Source organism: Sorangium sp. So ce406, assembly GCF_051474675.1.
Lineage (GTDB): Bacteria > Myxococcota_A > Polyangia > Polyangiales > Polyangiaceae > Sorangium > Sorangium cellulosum_G.
In genome coordinates this window covers 11,403,896-11,427,466 of sequence record NZ_CP150340.1, presented here as the reverse complement: position 1 = coordinate 11,427,466, position 23,571 = coordinate 11,403,896, and the positions used below count along the sequence as shown (strand labels likewise).

At 73.9% G+C, this 23,571-nt stretch carries 7 protein-coding genes; all 7 read left to right on the top strand.

The genetic code is table 11. The features are described from left to right. Positions 1-324 precede the first annotated feature (324 nt). From WME96_RS42915 to WME96_RS42885, 7 genes are read left to right on the top strand one after another with little or no spacing between them, the layout of a single operon-like run. On the top strand, positions 325-5,712 hold the full coding sequence (locus WME96_RS42915) for an amino acid adenylation domain-containing protein (protein WP_437287312.1): 5,388 nt from the start codon (positions 325-327) through the stop codon (positions 5,710-5,712). Continuing rightward, positions 5,709-10,382, top strand: coding sequence for a type I polyketide synthase (locus WME96_RS42910; protein ID WP_437287311.1), 4,674 nt, complete (start codon positions 5,709-5,711; stop codon positions 10,380-10,382). Before WME96_RS42915 ends, WME96_RS42910 begins: the two co-directional genes overlap by 4 nt. Beyond that, positions 10,379-12,031, top strand: a complete 1,653-nt coding sequence (locus WME96_RS42905; protein WP_437287310.1) for a cyclic peptide export ABC transporter — start codon at positions 10,379-10,381, stop codon at positions 12,029-12,031. The genes WME96_RS42910 and WME96_RS42905 overlap by 4 nt, the downstream gene beginning before the upstream one ends. Further along, on the top strand, positions 12,028-14,427 hold the full coding sequence (locus tag WME96_RS42900; protein WP_437287309.1) for a penicillin acylase family protein: 2,400 nt from the start codon (positions 12,028-12,030) through the stop codon (positions 14,425-14,427). The genes WME96_RS42905 and WME96_RS42900 overlap by 4 nt, the downstream gene beginning before the upstream one ends. Before the next feature lie 32 nt (positions 14,428-14,459). After that, a complete protein-coding gene (locus WME96_RS42895) occupies positions 14,460-14,687 on the top strand; it encodes an MbtH family protein (protein ID WP_437287308.1) in 228 nt (75 codons plus the stop codon). Beyond that, a complete protein-coding gene (locus WME96_RS42890) occupies positions 14,684-15,703 on the top strand; it encodes a TauD/TfdA family dioxygenase (RefSeq protein WP_437287307.1) in 1,020 nt (339 codons plus the stop codon). Before WME96_RS42895 ends, WME96_RS42890 begins: the two co-directional genes overlap by 4 nt. A gap of 9 nt (positions 15,704-15,712) precedes the next feature. Next, on the top strand, positions 15,713-23,569 hold the full coding sequence (locus WME96_RS42885; protein WP_437287306.1) for an amino acid adenylation domain-containing protein: 7,857 nt from the start codon (positions 15,713-15,715) through the stop codon (positions 23,567-23,569). The last annotated feature ends 2 nt before the right edge of the window (positions 23,570-23,571 follow it).

The window sequence follows — 23,571 nt, the reverse complement described above, 5'->3', positions numbered from 1 at the left end:
GGAAAAACGGGCGGGCGTCCATGTCCGGATGACTCCGGTACCCGAACTGAAAACCCAAATCAATTTCATCTTCACATCCCGGAACCGGCGTTCAGGTCGATTTTTTCTCTTGACGCGACTCTGACCTGTGATCCATACAACCGCCTCTGCGAACTTGATCATCATTTTCATTTTCAACAAGTGGCCGTAGCGAACGCGGCGGCGCGGAGGGCACCAGCGGCCTCGCGTCTCGACGCATTGCGTCATGAACACGGACCGTGGGGCCTGGCGAGCGGGCCGCGTCCGCCGACGGGCCTTCGTTTTCGACCTGAGGCTGAGGTGGCGATGGAGTCGAACCGATCAGATGCGCGCGCGATCAGCGACAGCGGCGCGGCCGAGCCCGCGACGCTGGTCGCGCTGCTCCGCCGCCGCGCGGAGCAGCGCCCGTCCGCGCACGCCTACACCTTCCTGCTCGACGGGGAGACGGACGCGCGCTCGGTGACCTACGGCGAGCTGGATCGGCGGGCGCGCGCGCTCGCCGCGGAGCTCCAGCCCGGCGCGCGGGCCGGAGAGCGCGCGCTGCTCCTGGTGCCGCCGGGGCTCGACTTCATCGCGGCGTTCTTCGGCTGCCTCTACGCGGGGCTCGTCGCGGTGCCCGTCCCGCTGCCGCAGCGCAAGAGCGGGATGCTCCGCGTGCTGGCCATCGTGCGCGACTGCCGGCCGAGCGTCGTGCTCACCACCGAGGCGCTCCTGGGCGCGGTGGCGATGCTCCGCGACGATCCCGGCCTCGCCGAGCTGAGCCACCTGCGCTTCATGGCCGTCGACACGATCCAGGACGGCCAGGGAGACGCGTGGCGAGCGCCGCGCGTGACGGCCGAGACCGTGGCGTTCCTCCAGTACACCTCGGGCTCGACCGGGACGCCCAAGGGCGTGGTGCTCACGCACGGCAACCTGCTGCGCAACGAGCTCGTGATCCAGCGCGCGTTCGCGCACACCGAGGAGAGCGTGATCGTCGGGTGGCTGCCGCCGCACCACGACATGGGGCTCATCGGCAACATCCTGCAGCCGCTCTACGTGGGCGTGCCGTGCGTCCAGCTCTCGCCCGAGCAGTTCCTCATGAAGCCGCGGCGCTGGCTGGACGCGATCTCGCGCTACCGGGCGACGACGAGCGGCGGGCCGAACTTCGCCTACGAGCTGTGCATCCGCAAGATCCCCCCGGAGCAGCGGGAAGGGCTCGACCTCAGCGCATGGCGGGTGGCCTTCAACGGGGCCGAGCCGATCCGGGCGGCGACGCTCGACCGCTTCGCCGAGGCGTTCGCGCCGGCGGGGTTCCGGCGCGACGCGTTCTATCCCTGCTACGGCCTGGCCGAGGCGACGCTGCTCGTGACCGGAGGCGCGGCCGACGCGCCGCCGATCGTGCGCGCCGCCGACCGGGCCGCGCTGGCAGAGGGGCGCGCCGCGTTCGATCCGCGCGATCCAGAGGCCGGCGTCTCGCTCGTGGGCTGCGGGGGATCGCCGGCCGGCGACGCGGTGCGGATCGTCGATCCCGAGACGCTCCGGGCCTGCGAGGACGAGCGCGTCGGGGAGATCTGGGTGGCCGGCGCGAGCGTGGCCCAGGGCTACTGGGAGCGGCCGGAGGACACGGCAGCGACGTTCGAGGCGCGGCTGTCGACGGGAGAGGGGCCGTTCCTACGGACCGGCGATCTCGGGTTCTTCTCGCGCGGCGAGCTGTACGTGACGGGCCGGCTCAAGGACCTGATCATCGTCCGCGGGCGCAACATCTACCCGCAGGACATCGAGCTCACCGCGGAGGAGAGCCACCCGGGCCTCCGCGCCGGCGGCGGCGCGGCGTTCTCGGTGGATGTCGACGGCGAGGAGCGCGTCGTCGTCGTCCAGGAGCTCGGTCGGCGCGCGCCGGCGTCGACGGATCCGGCGGAGCTCGGCGCGGCGATCGAGCGCGCCGTGGCCGACCGGCACGAGATCGCGGTCCACGCGGTCGTGCTCATCAAGCCGGGCAGCCTGCCGCGGACCACGAGCGGCAAGGTGCAGCGGAGGGCGTGCCGCGCGCGGTTCCTGGACGGGTCGCTGGGCGCGGTGTGGCAGTCGACGAGCATCGACAACGCGGCGCGCGCGGGCGCCCGGGCCGAGATCGTGGAGCCGCCGCGGACGGCGCTGGAGAGCACGCTGGCGGGCATCTGGGCCGAGGTGCTGGGGCGCGCGCCGATCGGCCGGGACGAGGAGTTCCTGAGCCTGGGCGGCGATTCGCTGCGGGCCATGCAGGTGAGCGGCCGGGTGAGCGAGGCCCTCGGCATCGACGTGGGGCCGGCGCAGCTCTTCGAGTCGACGACGGTCGCGGCGCTCGCGGCCTGGATCGAGGCGAAGCAGGCCGGCGCGCCCGCGGGCGGCGCGGCGGCCGGGGTCGCGCCGATGACGCCGATGACGCGGCCGGAGCGATTGCCGCTGTCCTTGGTCCAGGAGCGGCTGTGGTTCCTCGAACAGCTCGTCGCCGGGGCCCCGGTCTACCACATCTCCGTGGCCGTGCGGCTCTCCGGGGCGCTCGACAGGAGCGCTCTCGAGCAGGCCGTGACGGCGATCTCGGCGCGCCACGAAGGCCTCCGCACCAGCTTTCCCTCGGTCGCGGGGCAGCCGATCCAGCGGATCGCGCCGCCAGCGCAGGTCAGGCTGCCGCTCCACGATCTGCTCGACCTTCCTGCGGAGGACCGAGCGCCCGCGCTGCGGGAGCGCCTTCGCGAGGAGGCGCAGCGCGCGTTCGATCTCGCAGCGGCGCCGCCCGTGCGCTGGATGCTCCTCCGCGTGAGCGAGCGTGAACACGTGCTCTCGTTCACCTGCCATCACCTCATCACCGACGGCTGGTCGCAGCACGTGATCTTGCGCGAGCTCGCGCTGTTCTATGGCGCGTTCGCCGCGGGGCGCTCCCCTGCCCTCGCGCCGCTGCCGCTCCAGTACGCCGATCACGCGCTCTCGCAGCGCGCTCAGGCCGAGACAGAGGGGCAGCGGAAGGAGCTGGCCTACTGGCGCGAGCGGCTCGCGCGCGCCGTGCCGCCGCTGGAGCTCCCGACCGACCGGCAGAGGCCCCACGTCCAGACCTACGCCGGCGCGCGCGAGGAGCTCGAGCTCCCTCCGGATCTGCTGGAGAGGCTGGCCGCGCTCGGGCGGCAAGAGGGAGCCACGCTGTTCACGGCGGTGGCGACCGGGTTGTTCGCCCTCCTGCACCGCTATTCGGGGCAGACCGATCTGTGCGTCGGGACGCCCGTCGCGGCGCGGTCGCGGGTGGCGTTCGAGGGCGTCTTCGGATGTTTCCTCAACACGCTCGCGCTGCGCGTCGACGTGTCCGGGAACCCCTCGGTCAAGGAGCTCCTCGCGCGCGTCCGCTCGGCGGTGACGGAGGCGCAGGCGCACCAGGGCGTGCCGTTCGAGCGCGTGCTGCAGGAGCTGCCGCTCTCCCGCGACCTCAGCCGCTCGCCGGTGTTCCAGGTCATGCTCTCCATGCAGCCGTCGCAGGCGCCCGCGCCGGAGATACCGGACCTCGAGTTCACCGTCTCGCAGGTGGATACGGGGACGGCCCAGTTCGACCTCGCGATCGACCTCGTTCCTCACAGCCAGGGTGTGCGGACGGTCTGGGAGTACAACACGGACCTGTTCGAGGCCGCGACCATCCGCCGGCTCTCGGAGCACCTGCTCCTGGTCCTGGAAGGGATGGTGGCCGCCCGCCCGCAGACCCGCCTCGGCGAGCTCCCGTTGCTGGCCGAGAGCGAGCGGCTCCTTTCGCTGGGGGAGTCGGAGCGCGTCGGCGTGCCGCCGATGTGCGTGCACGAGCTCTTCGAGGCGCAGGTCGCCCGTCAGCCCGAGGCGGTGGCCCTGATCCACGAGGAGGAACGGCTCACCTATGCGATGGTCGACGAGCGGGCGCGCCGGCTCTCGCGCCGCCTCGTTCGGCTCGGCGTCGGCCCGGAGACGCGGGTGGGTATCTGCCTCGATCGCTCGGCGGAGCTCGTGGTCGCCGTGCTGGCCGTGCTCAAGGCCTCCGGCGCCTACGTGCCGCTCGACCCCACGCACCCGGCGGACCGGATCGCCTTCATGCTCGCGGACGCCTCCCCCGCGGTCCTCATCACGCGAACGGAGCTGAGCGGGCGCCTGCCCGCGACGCAAACCGTGCTCTGCCTCGATCGCGAGGGAGACTGGGCCGCGGATACCGACTCGACAGCTCCCGACGCGCCACGGCCGACAGGGAACCTCGACCACCTCGCGTACATCATCTACACGTCAGGCTCGACGGGCCGGCCGAAGGGCGTGATGGTGACGCACCGGACGCTCGCGAGCACCTTCGCGGCATGGCAGCGGCTCTACCAGCTGCCGGCGGCGGATCTGCGCGTGCTCCAGATCGCGAATCCCGCGTTCGACGTCTGGACAGCCGACTGGGTGCGCGCGCTGTGCGCGGGCGGCACGCTCGTGATCGCGTCCACCGACGTGTTCCTCGACCCCGCGGCGCTCTCGGCGGTGATACGCCGCGAGCAGGTGACCCTGGTCGACGTGGTCCCCGCGGTGATCAAGCCGCTCATGGCGCACTGGGATCGCGAAGGGCAGGGCGTCGAGTGCCTTCGATTGCTCATCGTGGGGTCGGATGCGTGGTCGGTGCGGGATTACCGGGAGCTCTGCCGGCGGTGCGCCCCCCATACCCGCCTCCTGAGCTGCTATGGCGTCACCGAGGCGACGATCGATAACGCCTGGTTCGAGGGCGGCGTGGAGGTGGAGCCGTCTCCCGAGCGGAGCGTCCCGCTGGGCCGCCCCACCGCCAATACGCGGCTCTACGTGCTGGATCGATACGGCCAGCGGCTGCCGGTCGGCGTCCCCGGGGAGCTGGCGATCGGGGGATCGGGCGTGGCGCGCGGGTACCTGGGGCAGCCGGGCCTGACCGCCGAGCGGTTCGTCCCCGACCCGTGGAGCGGCGAGCCGGGCGCCCGGCTGTACCGCACAGGCGATCGCGCGCGCTGGCTCCCGGACGGGACGCTGGAGTTCCTCGGGCGCGTCGATCATCAGATCAAGCTGCGCGGGCTCCGCATCGATACCGCCGAGATCGAGGGGTGCTTGCGGATGCATCCGGACCTCCGAGATGCGGTGGTCGTCCTCGGGGAAGGTCCGGGCGGTGACAGGCGGCTCCTGGCCTACCTGGTCTCGGCGCGAGAGCCCGCCCCCGAGAGCGCCGCGATAAAGCAGTTCCTTCGCTCGCACCTCCCCGAGGCGATGATCCCGTCCGCCTTCACGTGGCTCGACGCTCTGCCGCTCTCGCCGAACGGCAAGGTGGACCGGCGCGCGCTGCCCGCGCCGACGGAGCGGCCCGAGGCGGCGATGAGCGCCGCCGCGCCGCCTCGATCCCCGCTCGAGCTCGCGATCGCGGAGGCCTGGCAGGAAGTCCTCCCGACCTCGCAGGTGGGCATCCACGACAACTTCTTCGACCTCGGCGGGCATTCGCTCCTGCTCGCGCAGGTCCGAGCCCGCCTGCGCGAGAGGCTGAATCGCGAGATCCCGATGATGGAGCTGTTTCAGCACCCCACCGTCGCCTCGCTGGCGGCGGCCTTGAGCCGCGATCCCGGCGCTCCGCTCGCGCGAAAGGCGGACGAGGGCGCGCAGGATCCCGCGCGGGCGCGGGCCGCTCAGCAGCGGCGCGGAGAGATGTTCGCGCGGCGGCGCGGCAGCCAGGAGAACAAGCGATGAGCACTGTGAGCAGCGAAGAGCCCCGTCCGGGCCTGGACATCGCGATCATCGGGATGGCCGGCCGGTTCCCGGGCGCGCGCGACGTGGAGGCGTTCTGGCGCAACCTCTCCGCCGGCGTCGAGTCGATCTCCGTCCTGAGCGACGACGAGCTGTTGAAGGAGGGCGTCGACCCGGCGCTGCTCGCGCGGCCAGACTACGTACGGACCCGCGCGGTGCTCGACGATATCGATCGTTTCGACGCCGAGTTCTTCGGGTTCACGCCGCTCGAAGCCGCCGCGCTCGACCCGCAACACCGGCTCTTCCTGGAGTGCGCCTGGGAGGCCTTCGAGAACGCTGGATACGATCCCGAGCGCGCGGGCGGCACCGTCGGGGTCTACGCCGGATCGAGCCTGAACGGGTACCTGGAGCACGTGCTCCCGCGCGGTACGCGCCTGGAGTCGGCGGCCGACATGGCGGCGTTCCTCGCGATCGACAAGGACTTCCTGACCACCCGCGTCTCCTACAAGCTGAACCTCGAGGGGCCCAGCATCGCCGTGCAGACGGCCTGCTCGACCTCGCTCGTGGCCGCGCACCTCGCCTGCCAGGCGCTCCTCAACGGCGAGTGCGATCTGGCCCTCGCGGGCGGCGTCTCGATCAGCGTTCCACAGAAGGCCGGTTATCTGTACCAGGAAGGCGCGATCGCCTCGCCCGACGGCCACTGCCGGGCGTTCGACGCAGAGGCCCGAGGCACGGTCGCCGGCAGCGGCGTCGGCGTCGTCCTCTTGAAGCGGCTCGAGGACGCCCTGGCCGATCGGGACGCGATCGTCGCGGTCATCAAGGGCTCGGCGGTGAACAACGACGGTCGCGCCAAGATCGGTTACACCGCGCCGCGCATCGACGGTCAGGCCAGCGTGATCCGGGCCGCCCACAGGGCTGCCGGGGTCGACGCGGGCTCGATCACCTACGTGGAGGCGCACGGCACGGGCACGCCCCTCGGCGATCCCATCGAGATCGCCGCCCTGACGCGGGCGTTCCGTGAGAGCAGCGACAAGAAGGGGTTCTGCGCGATCGGCTCGGTGAAGACCAACATCGGGCACCTGGACGCGGCCGCGGGCGTCGCGGGGCTCATCAAGGCGGCGCTCTGCCTCTCGCGCGGCCGCATCCCGCCCAGCTTGCACTTCCGCGAGCCCAACCGGGCGATCGACTTCGCCGCGAGCCCCTTCTACGTGGCCACCGAGCTCGCGGAGTGGGCGCCCTCCGCCGCGCCCCGCCGCGCCGGCGTGAGCTCCTTCGGCCTGGGCGGCACCAACGCCCACGTCGTGCTCGAGGAGGCGCCGCCGCCGCTGCCGGCCGGAGAGCGGGCCTCGCAGGGCGAGGTGCTCGTGCTGTCGGCCCGGTCGCGCGGCGGGCTCGACGCGCTGACGGACGCCCTCGCGACGCGCCTCGAGACGGACGCCGATCTCGATCTGGCCGACGTCGCGTTCACGCTGCAGCTCGGCCGCCGCGCGTTCGCGTACCGCCGCTCGGTCGTGTGCCGCACGCGGGAGGAGGCCGCGCGCGCGCTCCGGGATCGCAGCGCTTCGCGGAGCTCGGGCGAGCCGGTGGCCGGAGCGCGGTCGGTCGCGTTCCTGTTCCCCGGCCAAGGCAGCCAGCACATCGACATGGGCCGCGCGCTGTACGAGGCCGAGCCCACGTTCCGGGCCGAGGTGGACCGCTGCGCCGACGCGCTCGCGCCGCACCTCGGCGCCGACGTCCGGACGCTGCTCTTCCCCGCGCCCGCGGATCGGGAGGCGGCCGCGGCGCGCCTCGATCGCACGTCGATCACGCAGCCGGCCCTCTTCGTCGTCCAGTACGCCCTCGCCCGCCTCTGGATGTCCTGGGGCCTGACCCCCGACGCGATGATCGGGCACAGCGTGGGCGAGCTCGTGGCCGCCTGCGTGGCCGGGTGCCTGTCGCTCGAGGATGCGCTGGCGCTGGTCGCGGCGCGCGGGCGGCTGATGGAAGCGACGCCGGACGGCGCGATGCTCGCCGTGTTCGCGCCGGAAGACGAGGTCGCGGGGTGGCTCGGCGACGAGGTCGCGCTGGCCGCGACCAACTCGTCGCGCCAGTGCGTGCTGTCTGGATCGCGAGCGGCCATCGAGCGGGTGGAGCGCGAGGTCGCGGCGCGAGGGATCGAGGCCCGCCGCCTGCGCACGTCGCGCGCCTTCCACTCCCCGCTGATGGATGCGGCGCTGGCCGGCTTCCGCGAGGCGGTGGCCAGGGTGACGCTCCGGGCGCCGCGCATCCCGTGGATCTCGAACGTCACCGGGACCTGGATCACCGCGGCCGAGGCCCAGGACCCCGGCTACTGGGTCCGGCACCTCCGGAGCACGGTCCGGTTCGCGGACGGCGTGAAGACGCTGGCGGCGCAGCCGGAGCGGATCCTCCTGGAGGTCGGGCCGGGACAGACGCTCACCGCGCTGTGCCGGGAGCTCGCCGCGGGATCGCTCGCGCTCCCGTCGCTGTCCGCGGCCCGCGATCCCGGAGGCGCGGGAGCGCCGCTGCTCGACGCGGTCGGGCAGCTCTGGGTGGCCGGCGCGCCCGTGGACTGGAGCGGCGTGCAAGCCGGGCGACAGCGCCGGCGGGTCGCGCTGCCGGCGACCCCGTTCGAGCGGAAGCGGCACTGGATAGAGCGCCGCGGCGCCGCGGCCGCGCCGGAGCGGGCCGAGCCCGAGGTGGAGCGGGCGAGCACCGCGGCGGATCTCGACGGGTTCTTCTACATCCCGTCCTGGAAGCGCTCCCCGCTCCAGCCGGTCGCGCACCGGACCGACGACGCGCGCTGGCTCGTGTTCGCGGACGAGGAGGCGATCGGCCGCCGGATCCTGGCGCGGATCGAGGGCGCGGGCGGGCGGGTCACCCGGGTCAGGAGCGGTCGCCGCTTCGAGCGCGTGGCGGAGCGCGAGTTCACGCTCCGCCCGGATCACGCCGAGGACTACGCCGCGCTGGCCCGGGAGCTCGGCGCCGGCGCAGGGCAGCCCGAGCGGATCGTGCACGCGTTCGGGCTCGGCCGCGCGGCCGAGGCGAAGCTCGACCCCGGCACGTTCCAGGAGGCGCAGCGCCGGGGCTCGACGAGCCTGCTGTGGCTCGCGCGGATGCTGGCGGGGCAGCCGGGAGGGTGCCGCCTCGTCGCGCTCGCCAGCGGCCTGCACGACCTGACCGGGCGCGAGGCGCTGCGCCCCGAGCACGCGCCGCTGCTCGGGGTGTGCCGGAGCATCGCGCTGGAGTACCCGCGCGTGCGCTGCCGCGTGCTCGACCTCGAGGCCGACGGCCCGGACACGGAGGCAGAGCGGCTCGTCGAGCGGATCCTCGATGAGGTGCGGTCCGAGGCCGACGAGCCCGTCGTCGCGTACCGCGGGCTCCACCGCTGGGTGCCCGCCGTCGAGCCGGTCGCGCTGAAGGCGGCGGACGGCTCGCCGTCGCTCCTGCGAGAGCGGGGCGTCTACCTCATCACCGGCGGGCTGGGAGGCGTCGGGCTGCAGGTGGCGGACTACCTCGCGCGCACGGCGCGCGCGCGGTTGATCCTCACCGGCCGCTCGGCGCCGAGCGAGGAGCAGCGCCGGCAGCTCGTGGCGCTCGAGCAGGCCGGCGCCGAGGTGCTGACGGTGCGCGCCGACGTCGCCGATGCCGCGGCGATGCGCGCCGCGGTGGGCGAGGCGCTTGCGCGGTTCGGCGCCTTGCACGGCGTGATCCACGCCGCCGGGGTCGCGACCGGAGGGCTCATCGAGCGGCTGACGGCGGATGCGCTCTCCGCGGAGCTCGCCGCCAAGGCGCTCGGCGCGCTGGTGGTGGACGAGATCGCCCGCGAGCACCGGGCCGACTTCGTCCTGCTCTGCTCCTCGGTCACCGCGCTGAGCGGCGGCCTCGCGCGGGCCGGGTACGCGGCCGCCAACGCGTTCCTCGACGCCCTCGCGCACGCCTCCGCGCGCCGGGGAGGACCGTACACCGTGTCCGTGAACCTCGACCGCTGGCGCGACGTGGGCATGGCGGCCCGCGCCGAGGCGCGCCTCCTGGCCCTCGGGATCGAGGGGGTGATCCTCGGCGGCATGAGCCCGGCGCAGGGGCAAGAGGTCGTTCACCGCGTCCTGAGCCAGGCGGCGCTGCCGCAGGTGGTCGTCTCGGTCCGCCCGCTCCGCGGCCTGCCCAGGGACGACGAGGGCGCCGCCCTGGCCCGGCGGTTCGGCATCGGCGAGACCCCGGCCTGCGGCGGCGACGGCGCGCGCCGGGGCTCGGAGGCCCCGATCGCCGCGCCAGGCGAGCGCCTCTCCCCCGAGGCGGTGACGGCGCAGGTGGCGGCGATCTGGGCCCGGGCGTTCGGCATCGAGCACCTCGATCCGCAGAAGGACTTCTTCACGCTCGGCGGAGAGTCGCTGCTCGCCCTGCAGATCCTCAACCGCATCCGGGACACGTTCGCGGTGGAGCTGTCGCTCCGCGAGTTCTTCGAGCGGCCGACCCAGGCGGCGCTCGCGGAGCGCGTCCTCATGGCGCGAGGACAGCAGCCCGCGGGTCCGGAGCCGGCGCTGATCGCGCTGCCCCGGAAGGCGCGGCAGCTCCCCGGCGCGGAGGGCTCGCAAGCGCAGGCGCGCCCGGAGGGCGGGCGCGGCGAGCAGGGCGGGCGCGGCGAGCAGGGCGTCGCGAAGGGAGAGGGAGAATGAGCGCCCTCGGCTTCCTGCTGCGCCACGCCTCCCGGCTCCTCTCGCTCGCGATCGCGGCCGGCGTCGTCAGCGGGCTCGCGGGCGCCGGCCTGATCGCGCTCGTCCAGCAGGCGCTCTCGGCGGACGGCCGCCCCACCGCGCGGCTCGCATGGGCCTTCGTGGGGCTCGGCCTCCTCGGCGTGCTGACCAGGGTCGTCTCCCAGGTGGTCCTGACCCGGCTGGGACAGGCCATGATCGCCGATCTGCGCATGCAGCTCAGCCGGCGCATCCTGGGCGCTCCGCTGCGCCAGATCGAGCAGCTCGGCGCCCACCGGCTGCTGGCGGCGCTGAACGACGATCCGGCCGTGATCACGCAGGCCTACGTCTACCTGCCGCTCCTGTGCGTCAACGGCGCCACCGTCGTCGGTTGCCTCGTGTACATCGGGTGGATCTCGTGGCCGGCGCTCCTCGTCGTGCTGGGCGCGATGGCGGTCGGGGCCGCGCTCTTCCAGGCGCACGAGCGCCGCGCGCTCCGCTCGTTCACGCGCGCCCGCGAGACGAGCGACGCCCTGTTCCAGCACTTCCGCGCGCTGACCGGGGGAATCAAGGAGCTCAAGATGCACCGCGACCGCGGGCAGGCGTTCCTGTCGCACGCGGGCCGCAGCGTCACGGCCTACCAGCGCGATCACGTGGCGGGCACGACCGAGTACGCCATCGCGCTGGGCTGGGGCGCGCTGCTCTTCCACGCGGTCCTCGGGCTCACGCTGTTCGCCCTGCCGGCCTGGACGGGGCTGACGACCACGGCCGCGGCCGGCGTGACGCTGGCGATGCTCTACCTGATGGCGCCGTTCGCGGAGAGCATCGAGTTTCTGCCGTTGATCGGCCGGGCCGGCGTCGCGCTCGCGAAGGTGAATGATCTCGGGCTCGCCCTGGCGCCCGGCGCCGAGACGCCGAGCGCCGGAGCGCAGCCGACGACGCCGCTGGGCGCGCGGCGCGCCGATGGACTCGATGACGCGCGCGCGTGGACCCGCCTCGAGCTGGTCGGCGTCACGCACCGTTATTACCGGGAGCAGGAAGACGGGAGCTTCCGTCTCGGGCCCATCGACCTGAGCTTCCAGCCCGGAGAGCTCGTGTTCCTCGTGGGCGGCAACGGGAGCGGCAAGACGACGCTGGCGCTCCTGCTGCTCGGGCTCCATGCGCCGGAGTCCGGCGAGATCCGGCTCGACGGCGTGCCTATCGACGATGGGAACCGGGAACAGTATCGACAGCTCTTCTCGGTCGTCTTCGCGGATTACCACCTCTTCGAGCACCTGCTCGGGCTCCCCGATACCGACCTGGACGAGCGCGCCCGGCGCTACCTCGCGCGGCTGCGGCTCGATCATCGCGTGCGCGTCGAGGCGGGCGCCTTCCGCACGAGCGGGCTGTCCCAGGGACAGCGCAAGCGCCTCGCCCTGGTCACCGCCTGCCTCGAGGACCGGCCGTTCTACGTCTTCGACGAGTGGGCGTCCGACCAGGACCCCGAGTTCCGGAGGGTCTTTTATACCGAGCTCCTGCCCGAGCTCCGCGCGATGGGCAAGACGGTGCTCGTCATCACGCACGATGATCAGTACTTCGCGCTCGCGGACCGCTGCCTGCGCCTCGACTTCGGCGTCCTGGAGCAACGCGCATGAACCGATCTGCGCGCTCATTCCTCGCCTCGGCGCTCGTCTCGCTCGCGGCCGCCGGCTGCGCCCCGGGCGCGCTCCGGTCGCCGTCGCCGCGGACCGACGGCGCGACGACCCTGGCTGGCCTGGATCAGGCGGTGACGGTGACGTCGGACCGCCTCGGGATCCCCACGATCCACGCCGCCTCGCGGCAGGACGCCATCCGGGCGCTCGGGTACCTGACGGCGCGCGACCGGCTGTTCCAGATGGATCTGCTCCGCCGGAGCAGCGGCGGACGGCTCGCCGAGATCCTCGGGCGCGAGCTCCTGGAAGCCGATACCCAGCAGCGGCGCTACGGCGTCGAGCGCGCCGCGAAGGCGATCCTCGCGCGCCTGCCGCAGGGGCAGCGCGCCGCGCTCGACGCGTACGCCGAGGGGGTCAACGCCTATCTCCGGAGCGCGGAGGCGCTGCCGCTGGAGTTCCGCGAGCTCGGCTACAGGCCCGAGCCGTGGCGGCCGGAGGACAGCGTCCTGATCGAGCTGAGCATGTTCCAGGCCCTCGGCGGGAGCGAGGACGTGGAGCGGTCCCGCACGGTCCTCTCCCACAGCCTGCCGCCGAACGTGACCGCCTTCCTGTTCGAGGGCACCGACCCTTACACGAAGGCGCTGCTCGGCGCGCAGGCGGCCGCGTCCCCGCCGCTGCCACGAGAGGAGCTGCGAGCGCTCGTCTCGCGGGGCCGCGGCGCGCGCACCGCGGTGCTCAGCGCCGCCGCCGGCGAGGCGCCGCCCGGCTCGAACGGCTGGGCGGTGGCCGGCTCCCGCACCCGCGACGGGCGCGCCATCCTCGCGAACGACATGCACCTCGATCTCGGGGTGCCCAACGTCTGGTATCGCGCGGAGCTCCGTTATGGCGACACCGAGCTCGCTGGTGTCGTGCTGCCCGGGATGCCCGTCCTGGTCGTGGGGACGAACGGCCATGTCGCCTGGGGGCTGACCAACCTCGACGCCGATGTGATGGATCTCGTGCAGATCGAGGTCAATCCCGAGCGCCCGGACGAGTACCGGACGCCGTCCGGGTGGAGGCGGTTCGACGTCGCGCAGGAGGCGATCAAGGTCCGCGGCGAGCCCGACGTCGCCGCCCCGGTCCGCGCCACGATCTGGGGCCCTGTCGCGTCGCGGCCGCTGCTCGGGCGACAGGTCGCCGTCCGCTGGACAGCGCTCGATCCCGAGGCGGTCGACTTCGGGTTGCTGGAGATGGACCGCGTCCGGAGCCTCGAGGAGGCCGCTCGGGCGCTGAACGCCGCCGGCGGGCCGCCGTGCAATGCCCTGCTGGCGGATCGCAGCGGCCGCGTCGCGTGGACGATCACCGGGCGCATCCCGCGGCGCCGCGGCTTCGACGGCGCCCTCAGCCTGCCGTGGGCGGACGGGCGCGCGGGCTGGGACGGCTTCGTGCCTCCTCCGCAGCTGCCGCGCGTGGTCGATCCGCCGTCGGGGTTCGTCGTCAACGCCAACCACCGCATGCCGCTCGGTGAGGGCGCGCCGGCGCTCGGTGGGGAGTACGCGAACGGCTACCGCGCCTACCGCATCACCGAGCGCCTGCGCGCCGCGCGCCCGGTCACCGAGGCGGACATGTTCCAGCTGCAGCTCGATACGCGGACCGAGTTCTTCGACTTCTACCGCGACCTCGCGCTGCGCGTGCTCACCGAGGCGGCCGTGTCGCCGCGGCCGGCGCTCGCGGAGGCGCGGGCGGCGCTCGAGGCGTGGGACGGGCGCGCGGAGGCGTCCGGCATCGGCCTTCCCTTGCTCACGCGCTTCCGGCGCGTCCTGGCCGACGAGGTGTTCGCCGCCTGGCTGGACACGTCCCGCGCCGCGGACCCGACCCTCGAGCTCTCGCTGACCGACATCGATACGCCGCTGCAGCGCGCGCTGAGCGAGCGGTCGCCCGATCTCGTGCCGGCGCCGGAGGGCGGCTGGGACGCGTTCGTCCTCTCCGCGCTGGAGAAGGCCGCGGCGGAGGTGAAGCGACAGCACGGCGGGCGGCCGCTCGATCGGCTCGCGTGGGGCGCGGTGAGCCAGGTGAAGATCGCGCACCCGCTCGGCGTGACGCCGGAGCTCGGCGCGCTCCTCAACATGCCTGTCGAGCCGCTCCCCGGGTGCGGCTTCTGTGTGCGCCTCGCGGCCGGCACGCTCGGCGCCAGCGAGCGGCTCGTCGTCTCGCCGGGGCGCGAATCGGACGGCATCCTGCACATGCCAGGCGGGCAGTCCGGCGACCCGAGCTCACCGCACTACCGCGATCAGCAGCGCGCCTGGGTCGACGGCCGCCCGCTGCCCTTCTCGGCAGGTCCGGCCGAAAGCACGCTCACGCTCTCGCCCGATCGGGCGGAGCGCCGCGCGCCGCGCGGGGATCAGCCGGCGCGCCCTTGATACCGCTCATCCCATCTCGAACGGAGGAAGACATGGCGAACGAGGAACAGGAAGACAGCACCATTTACAAAGTCGTCGTGAACCACGAGGAGCAGTATTCGATCTGGCCCGAGTACCGGGAGAACCCGCTCGGATGGCGGGACGCTGGCAAATCCGGCACCAGGGCGGAGTGCCTCGAGCACATCAAGGAGATCTGGACCGATATGCGGCCGCTGAGCCTGCGCAAGCAGATGGCGGCGCAGGGGGGCCGGTCGTCGTGACGGAGCTCGGCGCCGTGTCGCCCGCGGGGGCGCGAGGCGAGGCGGATGGGCTCGCGCGGTCCAGCTTCCCCGGCGCCGCACTGCCGCTCGTCGTGAGCCCGCTCCGGCGCGGCGACGTCGGCGACGTCGCCGCGTCTGCGGCGGCCATCCGGGCGTGCGCGGAGGCGGAGCTGACCTCGCGCGGAGCGGTGCTGTTCCGCGGGTTCCCGGTCCGCGGGGTCGCCGACTTCGAGGCCTTCGTCAAGCTCGTCACGCCGGATCTGCTGGATTACACGTTCGGGTCGACGCCGCGATCTCATCTGCAGAGTCGCATCTACACGTCGACGGAGTACCCGGCACACCAGCACATCCCGCTGCACAACGAGCAGTCGTACACGCGCGAGTGGCCCCTGAAGATCTGGTTCCACTGCGCGGAGGCCGCGCCCGAGGGGGGCAGCACGCCGCTCGCGGACAGCCGCGAGGTGCTCCGGCGCATCCCTGCCCGGATCCGCGAGCGGTTCACGGCCAAGAAGGTGATGTACGTCCGCAACTATGGCGGCGGGCTCGACGTGCCCTGGCAGAAGGTCTTCGGCACGACCGACCGGGGCGAGGTCGAGCGCATCTGCCGCCAGCGCGGGATAACGTGCGAGTGGAAGGCCGACGGCGAGCTGCGCACACGCGAGGTGTGCCAGGCGGTGGCCATGCACCCGCGCACCGGCGATGAGGTGTGGTTCAACCAGGCTCACCTCTTCCACGTGTCCAGCCTGGAGCCCTCGGTGCGAGAGGCGCTCCTCGCGGTCTTCTCCGAGGACCAGCTGCCCCGCAACGCGTTCTACGGCGACGGCTCGCCCATCGAGGGCGCGGTCCTGGACGAGATCCGCGACGTCCACAGGCAGCTCGCCGTGGAGTTCCCCTGGCGGGAAGGGGACGTGTTGCTCGTCGACAACATGCGAGTCGCCCACGGGCGAGCGCCCTTCCGGGGCCCGCGCAAGGTCCTTGTCGCGATGGCCGAGCCCTACCGGGCCGAGGCCCTCTGAGGTTCTTTCATGAGCGATGACGTCTTCGTTTTCCCGATGAGCTTCGCGCAGGAGCGGCTCTGGTTCCTGGCCCAGCTCGATCCCGACAGCGCGTCGTACAACCTCGCCGCCGCCGTGCGGCTCACCGGATCGCTCGACGCCGGCCTGGTGGATCGGTGCGTGGCGGAGATCGTGCGCCGTCACGAGGTCCTGCGCACGACGTTCGACGTCATCGACGGCCAGCCGTCGCAGGTGATCCGGCCGGAGGGCGCGGCGAGGGTGCCGCGCGTGGACCTCACCGGGCTCCCCGAGCCGCAGCGCGACGCGGAGGGCCGGCGCCTGATCGAGCGCGAGGCGCGGCGCCCGTTCGACCTCGCGAGCGGACCGCTGCTCCGGCTCCTGCTCCTCAGGATGAGGGAGGACGAGCACGTCCTGGTCTGGGTCGTCCATCACATCGTCTTCGACGGGTGGTCCACGGGCCTGGTCCTGCAGGAGTTCGCCGCGCTGTACGCGGCGTTCGCGGGGGGCCGGCCCTCCCCGCTGCCGGAGCTGCCGCTGCAGTACGCGGACTTCGCCCACTGGCAGCGCCAGCGCCTGGAGTCGGGCGCGCTGCGATCCCAGCTCGCCTACTGGACCCGGCGGCTGGCCGGCCAGGAAGCGCTGCTGGAGCTGCCGACCGATCGGCCCCGGCCGGCGATCCAGCGCTACCGCGGGGCGCGGCACTTCTTCCGGCTGCCCGCCGCGCTCGTCGACGCGCTGCGCGCGCTGGCGCGGCGGGAGGAGACGACGCTCTACGCGGTGCTGGTGGCGGGGTTCAAGGCCCTCCTCGCGCGCATCACGGGGGCGCTCGACCTCAGCGTGGGCACGCCGGTGACCAACCGGAGCCGGGCCGAGCTGGAAGGGCTCGTGGGCTGCTTCGCCAACACCGTCGTGCTGCGCACCGATCTCCGCGGCGATCCGCGGTTCGTGACGCTGCTCTCGCGCGTGAACGAGGCCGTGCGGGAGGCGCAGGCGCACCAGGAGGCGCCGTTCGATCAGGTCGTGGAGGCCCTGCGCCCGGCGCGGGACCTGAGCCACGCGCCGCTCTGCCAGGTGCTCTTCGCGCTCCAGCCCGCGCTCCGGGGGGCCCCCGAGATCCCGGGGTTCGGGGTGCGCCTCCTCGACCTGGACGCGGGCGGCGCCCAGCTCGATCTGTCCCTGGAGATGGCCGTCGACGAAGGCGGCATCGCCGGGGCGGTCGAGTACGACACGGACCTCTTCGATCAAGGCACGATCGAGCGCCTGACCGCGCACCTCGAGCGATTGCTCGCGGGCGCCGCGGCGGCCCCGGAGGCGCGCCTGTCCGAGCTGCCCCTGCTCGCGCCGGAAGACCAACGGCGCGTGCTCGGCTGGGGCATGGCCGCGGCGCCGGACCGCGCGCCGCGCGCCGTACACAGGGGCTTCGAGGCGCGGGCGGCGCTCGCGCCCTCGGCCCTGGCCGTCGTCCAGGAGGGGCGGTCGATCACGTACGGAGAGCTCGATCGGCGAGCGAACCAGCTCGCGCAGCGCCTGCAGCGGCTCGGCGTGGGGCCCGAGGTCCGCGTGGGCATCTGCCTGCCGCGCTCGATCGAGATGGTCGCCGCCGTGCTCGGCGTGCTCAAGGCCGGTGGGGCCTACATCCCGATCGATCCCTCGACGCCGCGGGAGCGGATCGCCGCGATGATCGCGGACGCCGGCATCCGCGCGGTGGTGACCGGGGAGGGCGCGGTGGAGGGCGTTGTCGAGCGCCGCGATCTCGCGCTGATCCGCCTCGATCCCGGCTGGGCTTGCGTGGACGGCGAGCCGGAGGTGCCGCCTGCGCGGGAGCCGGCGCCGGAGCAGGCCGCGTACATCCTGTACACGTCCGGATCGACGGGCGTACCCAAGGGCGTCGTCGTCCCGCACCGGGCGATCGCGGGCTTCGTCGACACCGCGGCGGGGCTCTACGAGATCGCGCCGTCGGACCGGGTGCTGCAGTTCGCGTCGCTGAGCTTCGACGCCAGCGCCGAGGAGATCTTCCCCTGCCTCACGCGGGGCGCCGCGCTGGTGCTGCGCACCGAGGAGATGCTGGCGTCCGTCGCGTCGTTCCTCGAGGCGTGCGCGGCGTGGGGCGTGACGGTGCTGGACCTGCCGACCATGTACTGGCACCGCGTGGCCGCGGAGGTCGCGCGCGACGGGGGCCTGGCGCTGCCGCCCGGCCTCCGGCTGGTCATCGTCGGCGGCGAGGCGGCCCTGCCCGAGCGCGTGAGCGCCTGGCGGGCGTCGGTGCCGACCCGCGTGCGCCTGGTCAACACCTACGGGCCGACCGAGGCCACGGTGGTCGCGACCGCCTGCGACCTGACGGCGGCAGGCGCCGATGCTGACGCCGCGGGGCGTGAGACGGCCGTCCCCATCGGCCGGCCCATCGCGGGCGCGCGGGCCTACGTGCTGGATGTCGCGGGGCTGCCGGCGCCGGTGGGCGTCGTGGGCGAGCTGTACCTCGGAGGCCAGGGGCTCGCGCGCGGCTACTGGGCGCGACCCGGGTTGACCGCGGAGCGCTTCGTGCCCGACCCGTTCTCGGAGCGGCCGGGCGAGCGGATGTACCGGACCGGCGACCGGGCGCGGTGGCGAGCGGATGGACAGCTCGAGTTCGCGGGGCGCGTGGACCACCAGGTGAAGCTCCGCGGCTTCCGGATCGAGCTCGGCGAGATCGAGGCGCGGCTCGCCGAGCAGCCCGGCGTGCGTGGGGTGGTCGTGGTCGTGCGGGAGGATCGGCAGGAGGATCGCCGGCTGGTCGCCTACGTCGCCGCCGGAGAGGGCGTGGCCCCGGAGCAGCTCCGGCGGGCGCTGAGGGAGCAGGTGCCCGACTACATGGTGCCGTCGGCCTTCGTCCTGCTGGACGAGCTGCCGCGCACGCCGCACGGCAAGATCGACCGGCGCGCGCTGCCAGCGCCCGCCGTGGAGGGCGCCGGCGACGCCGCGACCCCGCGGACGCAGGCCGAGGCGGCCCTCGCGGGGATCTGGGCGGAGCTCCTCGGCCGGGCCGCGGTCGGCGTCCGCGAGAACTTCTTCGAGCTGGGCGGCGACTCGATCCTGGCGCTCCAGGTGGTGGCGCGCGCGCGCGCGGCGGGCCTGTCGCTCGCGCCGCGGCAGATCTTCCAGCACCAGACCGTCGCCGAGCTGGCCGCGGTGGCCGAGGCGGCGTCCGCCACGGACGCGGCCGCGGAGCCGCTCGACGGCGACGTGCCGCTCACGCCCATCCAGCGCTGGTTCTTCGAACACCTCGGGGACGAGCCGCACCACTGGAACCAGTCCGTGCTGCTGGAGCTGCGAGCGCCTTTGGCGCCGGAGGCGCTCGAGGCCGCGGTCGCGGCGGTCGCGGAGCACCACGAGGCGCTGCGGCTGCGGTTCACGCGCGACGGCGGCGCGTGGCGGCAGCGCCACGGGCGCGCGGCGGGCGCGGCGGTCGCGCGGGTGGACCTCTCCGCGGTCCAGGATGCGGAGCAGGCGGCGGCGCTCTCGCGCGCGGCAGGGCAGTGGCAAGCGCGGCTCCACCTGACCGAGGGGCCGCTCCTCTGCGCGGTGCTCTTCGACCTGGGTGCTGCGCGCGGCGGCCGGCTGCTGCTCGCCGCCCATCACCTCGTCGTGGACGCGGTCTCGTGGCGGATCCTGCTCGAGGATCTCCAGACGGCGTACCAGCAGCGGGCGGCCGGCGAGGAGATCCGGCTCCCCGAGAGGACGACCGGCTTCGCGTCCTGGGCCCGGCGCCTGCGGGCGCACGCCCAGTCCGACGAGGTGGCGCGGCAGGCGGACGCGTGGATCGCCGCCGCGCGGCCGACGGCGCCGCTCACGACAGACGACCCGGACGGCGCCGGGCTCGAGGGCGACACGGTCCGCCGCACGGATCGCCTGGACGAGGGCGAGACCCGCGCGCTGCTCGCGGCGACGTCCGCGTACCGGACACGCGTCGACGAGCTGCTGCTCACCGCCCTCGGCGGAGCGCTCGCGCGGTGGACGGGGGACGCCGCGGTGCTCGTCGACGTGGAAGGCCACGGGCGCGACGCGCTCGGCGACGTGGACGTCTCTCGAACGGTGGGGTGGTTCACGAGCCTCTACCCCGTGCGGCTGGAGGTTCAGCCCGACGCCGCGTGCGATCAGGCGCTCAAGGCGGTGAAGGAGCAGCTCCGCGGCGCGTCGCGCCGCGGGGCCACCTACGGCCTGCTCCGCTACCTGAGCGAGGACGCGCGCGGCGCGCAGCTCTCGGGGCAGCCAGCGCCCGCGGTGAGCTTCAACTACCTCGGGCAGTGGGACGATCGGCTCGCGGCGAGCCCGCTCTTCGCCCTCGCCGAGGACGACCTCGTCGGGGCAGAGCGCGATCCGTGGGCGCCGCGGGGCTACGAGCTGGAGGTCGACGCCGCCGTCGTGGGCGGGCGCCTCCGGGTCACGTGGAGCTACAGCGGCGCTCGCCATCGGCCGGAGACGATCCAGCGGCTGAGCGAGGACTTCGCGGCGCGGCTGCGCGCCCTGGTCGCCCGCTGCCTCGAGCCCGACGCGGGAGGGTGCACGCCGTCGGACTTCCCCCTGGCTCGGCTCGATCAGCCCACGCTCGACCGCCTGCTCGGGCCGGGCCGCGACGTGGAGGACGTGATGCCGCTCAGCGCGCTCCAGCAGGGGTTGCTGTTCCACAGCCTGTGGGAGCCCGGCACCGGCGTCTACGTCGAGCAGGTGACCTGCCGGCTCCTCGGCGCGCTCGACGCCGACGCCTTCCGTCGGGCCTGGGAGGCCGTGGCGCAGCACCACGGCGTCCTGCGCACGACCTTCGTCTGGCAGGGGGCCGACGAGCCGCTCCAGGTCGTGCGGCGCGCGGGCGCGGCGGCGGCGGTGGAGATCGAGGTCGAGGACTGGCGCGGCGGGGACGCGGAGGAGGCGGATGAGCACCGCGCGCGGGTGGCCGCTCGCCTCGAGTCGGACCGCGCGCGGGGCTTCGATCTGGCCCGGGGTCCGCTGATGCGCCTGTCGCTCCTGCGCGTGGAGGACGACGTCCACCTCGTGCTCTGGAGCCATCACCACCTCCTCCTCGACGGGTGGTCTGCGGCCCTGGTGCTGCAGGACGCCTTCTCCGCCTACGACGCCCTGCGCGCCGGCCGCGCGGTCGCGTTGCCGGCCCGCAGGCGTTACCGCGAGTACATCGCCTGGCTGCGCGAGCGGGACGCGGGCGCCGAGGAGCCGTTCTGGCGGGGCGCGCTGGCGGGGTTCGGCGCGGCGACGCCGCTGCCGCTGGAGCGGGCGGCGCCGGCGCCGGCCGACGCGGCGAGCGGACAGGGGACGAGGACCGTCTCGCTGCCGGAGCCGGTCACGGCGCGCCTCTCGCGCTTCGCGCAGCAGCACCACGTGACGGCGAGCACGCTCGTCCAGGCCGCCTGGGCGCTGCTGCTCAGCCGGACCGCGCGGACCGACGACGTGCTCTTCGGCGTCACGGTGGCCGGGCGGTCGGCGCCGCTGGCCGGGATCGAGTCCATGGTGGGGCTCTTCATCAACACGCTGCCGCTGCGCGTGGCCGTGCCGCCGGCCGCCACCGTCGCAGACTGGCTGCGCGATCTCCTGCGCACGACGACCGAGCTGGGCCAGCACGAGCACACGCCGCTCGCGCAGGCGCGGGCCTTCAGCGTGGTCCCGGCGGGACAGCCGCTGTTCGAGAGCCTCCTGGTCTTCGAGAACTATCCGACCGACCCCCGCGCGCAGCAAGGGTTGCCCGGGCTCGGCGTCCGCGACGTCGCGTTCGCGGACCAGACCAACTACCCGCTCACCCTGACCATCCTGCCGGGGCAAAGGCTGGAGCTGCGCCTCGCGTACGACCGGCGGCGCTTCGACGAGGAAGGCGCCTCCCGCCTGCTCGGCCTCGTGGAGGGGACGCTCCGGCAGATCATCGGCCGCCCCGAGGCCCGGGTCGGCGACCTGTCGCTCCTCGGTGATCTGGAGTCCCGACGCGTGGTGGCCGGGTGGAATGCGACGGAGCGCGCGTATCCGGGAGACCTGCGCGTGCACGAGCTCTTCGAGGCGCAGGCCGAGCGGACGCCGGACGCCGTGGCGGTGATCTTCGACGAGAAGCAGCTGAGCTATCGAGCGCTGAACGAGCGTGCCAATCAGGTGGCGCACGCGCTCAGGAAGCGCGGCGTGGGGCCGGACGGGCTCGTGGCCATCGCGGCGGAGCGCTCCGTCGAGATGGTCGTCGGGCTGCTCGGCATCCTGAAGGCGGGCGGGGCGTACGTGCCGATCGACCCGGAGTATCCGGCCGATCGCATCGCCTTCATGCTCGAGGACGCGGGGGCGCCGGTGCTCCTGAGCCAGTGGCCCGTCGCGTCGCGCCTGCCCGCCCACCGCGCCGAGGTGCTGTGCCTGGACGCCGATCGCGCCGAGATCGACAGGGAGCCGACAGGCAACCTCGCTGTGCCGGTGTCGCCGGACAACCTCGCTTACACCATCTACACCTCGGGCTCGACCGGGCGGCCCAAGGGCGCCGGCAACAGCCACCGCGGCCTGCTCAACCGGCTGCAGTGGATGCAGGAGCGCTACGGGCTCACCGCGCGAGACCGGGTGCTCCAGAAGACGCCCTTCAGCTTCGATGTCTCGGTCTGGGAGTTCTTCTGGCCGTTGATGACCGGCGCCGGCCTCGTCGTCGCCAGGCCCGGCGATCACCGCGACGGTGAGCGGCTGGTGGAGCTGATCACACGGCACGACGTGACCACGCTGCACTTCGTCCCGCCCATGCTCCAGGCGTTCCTGGAGGCGCCCGGGGCGTCGTCGTGCCTCTCGCTGCGGCGGGTGATCTGCAGCGGCGAGGCGCTGCCTTCAGAGCTCGCGCGGCGGTTCTTCGAGCGGCTGGACGCCGAGCTCCACAACCTCTATGGCCCGACCGAGGCATCCATCGATGTGACCTCCTGGGCGTGCCGGCGAGAGGACGCCTCGGCCTCGGTGCCCATCGGGCACCCGATCGCCAATACGCAGATCTACCTGCTCGATCGCCACGGCCAGCCGGTGCCGGCGGGCGTCGCCGGGGAGCTCCACATCGGCGGCGTCGGGCTCGCGCGCGGCTATCACGAGCGGCCCGCGCTGACCGCCGAGCGCTTCGTGCCCGATCCGTTCGGGTCCGCGCCCGGCGGACGGCTGTACCGGACAGGGGATCTCGCGCGCCACAGGCCCGACGGAGCCATCGAGTTCCTCGGCCGCCTCGATCATCAGGTGAAGATCCGCGGCCTGCGCGTGGAGCTCGGCGAGATCGAGGCGCGCCTGCTCCAGCACCCCGGCGTCGGCGAGGCCGTCGTGGTCGCGCGCGACGAGGCCCACGGCGGCAAGCGCCTCGTCGCCTATGTCGCCGGCCGCGACGGGTCGGCGCCCGAGCCGGAGGCGCTGCGCGCGTGGGTGGGCGAGGCGCTCCCGGCGTACATGGTGCCTTCGCCGATCGCCCTGCTGGAGCGACTGCCGCTCTCCCCGAACGGCAAGGTCGACCGCCGCGCCCTGCCAGCGCCCGAGGCGGCGGCGGTCGGCCATCGCCCCTACGTCGCGCCCCGGACCGAGGCGGAGCGGATCCTCGCGGAGGTCTGGGCGGAGGTGCTGCACCGCCCGCAGATCGGCGTCGAGGACAACTTCTTCGAGCTGGGCGGCGATTCGATCGTCACGTTGCAGGTCATCGCGCGCGCCGCCCGGCGGGGGCTGCGCCTCTCGCCCAAGCTGCTGTTCGAGCACCCGACCGTGGCCGCGGCCGCGGCGCAGCTGACCGTGGAGGCCGCGCCGATCGAGGCGCCGCCCGCGCCGCCGCCCGCCCCCGAGCCCCCTGATGCCGGCCTCTCCGCGGAAGAGTGGAGCGATCTCCTGGACGAGCTCCAGAGGTGAAC

What these genes read in the sequence shown, in the direction of transcription:
- WME96_RS42915 (WP_437287312.1), top strand. Translation starts at nt 325, where the DNA reads ATGGAGTCGAACCGATCAGATGCGCGCGCGATCAGCGACAGCGGCGCG.
- WME96_RS42895 (WP_437287308.1), top strand. Translation starts at nt 14,460, where the DNA reads ATGGCGAACGAGGAACAGGAAGACAGCACCATTTACAAAGTCGTCGTG.
- WME96_RS42900 (WP_437287309.1), top strand. Translation starts at nt 12,028, where the DNA reads ATGAACCGATCTGCGCGCTCATTCCTCGCCTCGGCGCTCGTCTCGCTC.
- WME96_RS42905 (WP_437287310.1), top strand. Translation starts at nt 10,379, where the DNA reads ATGAGCGCCCTCGGCTTCCTGCTGCGCCACGCCTCCCGGCTCCTCTCG.
- WME96_RS42910 (WP_437287311.1), top strand. Translation starts at nt 5,709, where the DNA reads ATGAGCACTGTGAGCAGCGAAGAGCCCCGTCCGGGCCTGGACATCGCG.
- WME96_RS42885 (WP_437287306.1), top strand. Translation starts at nt 15,713, where the DNA reads ATGAGCGATGACGTCTTCGTTTTCCCGATGAGCTTCGCGCAGGAGCGG.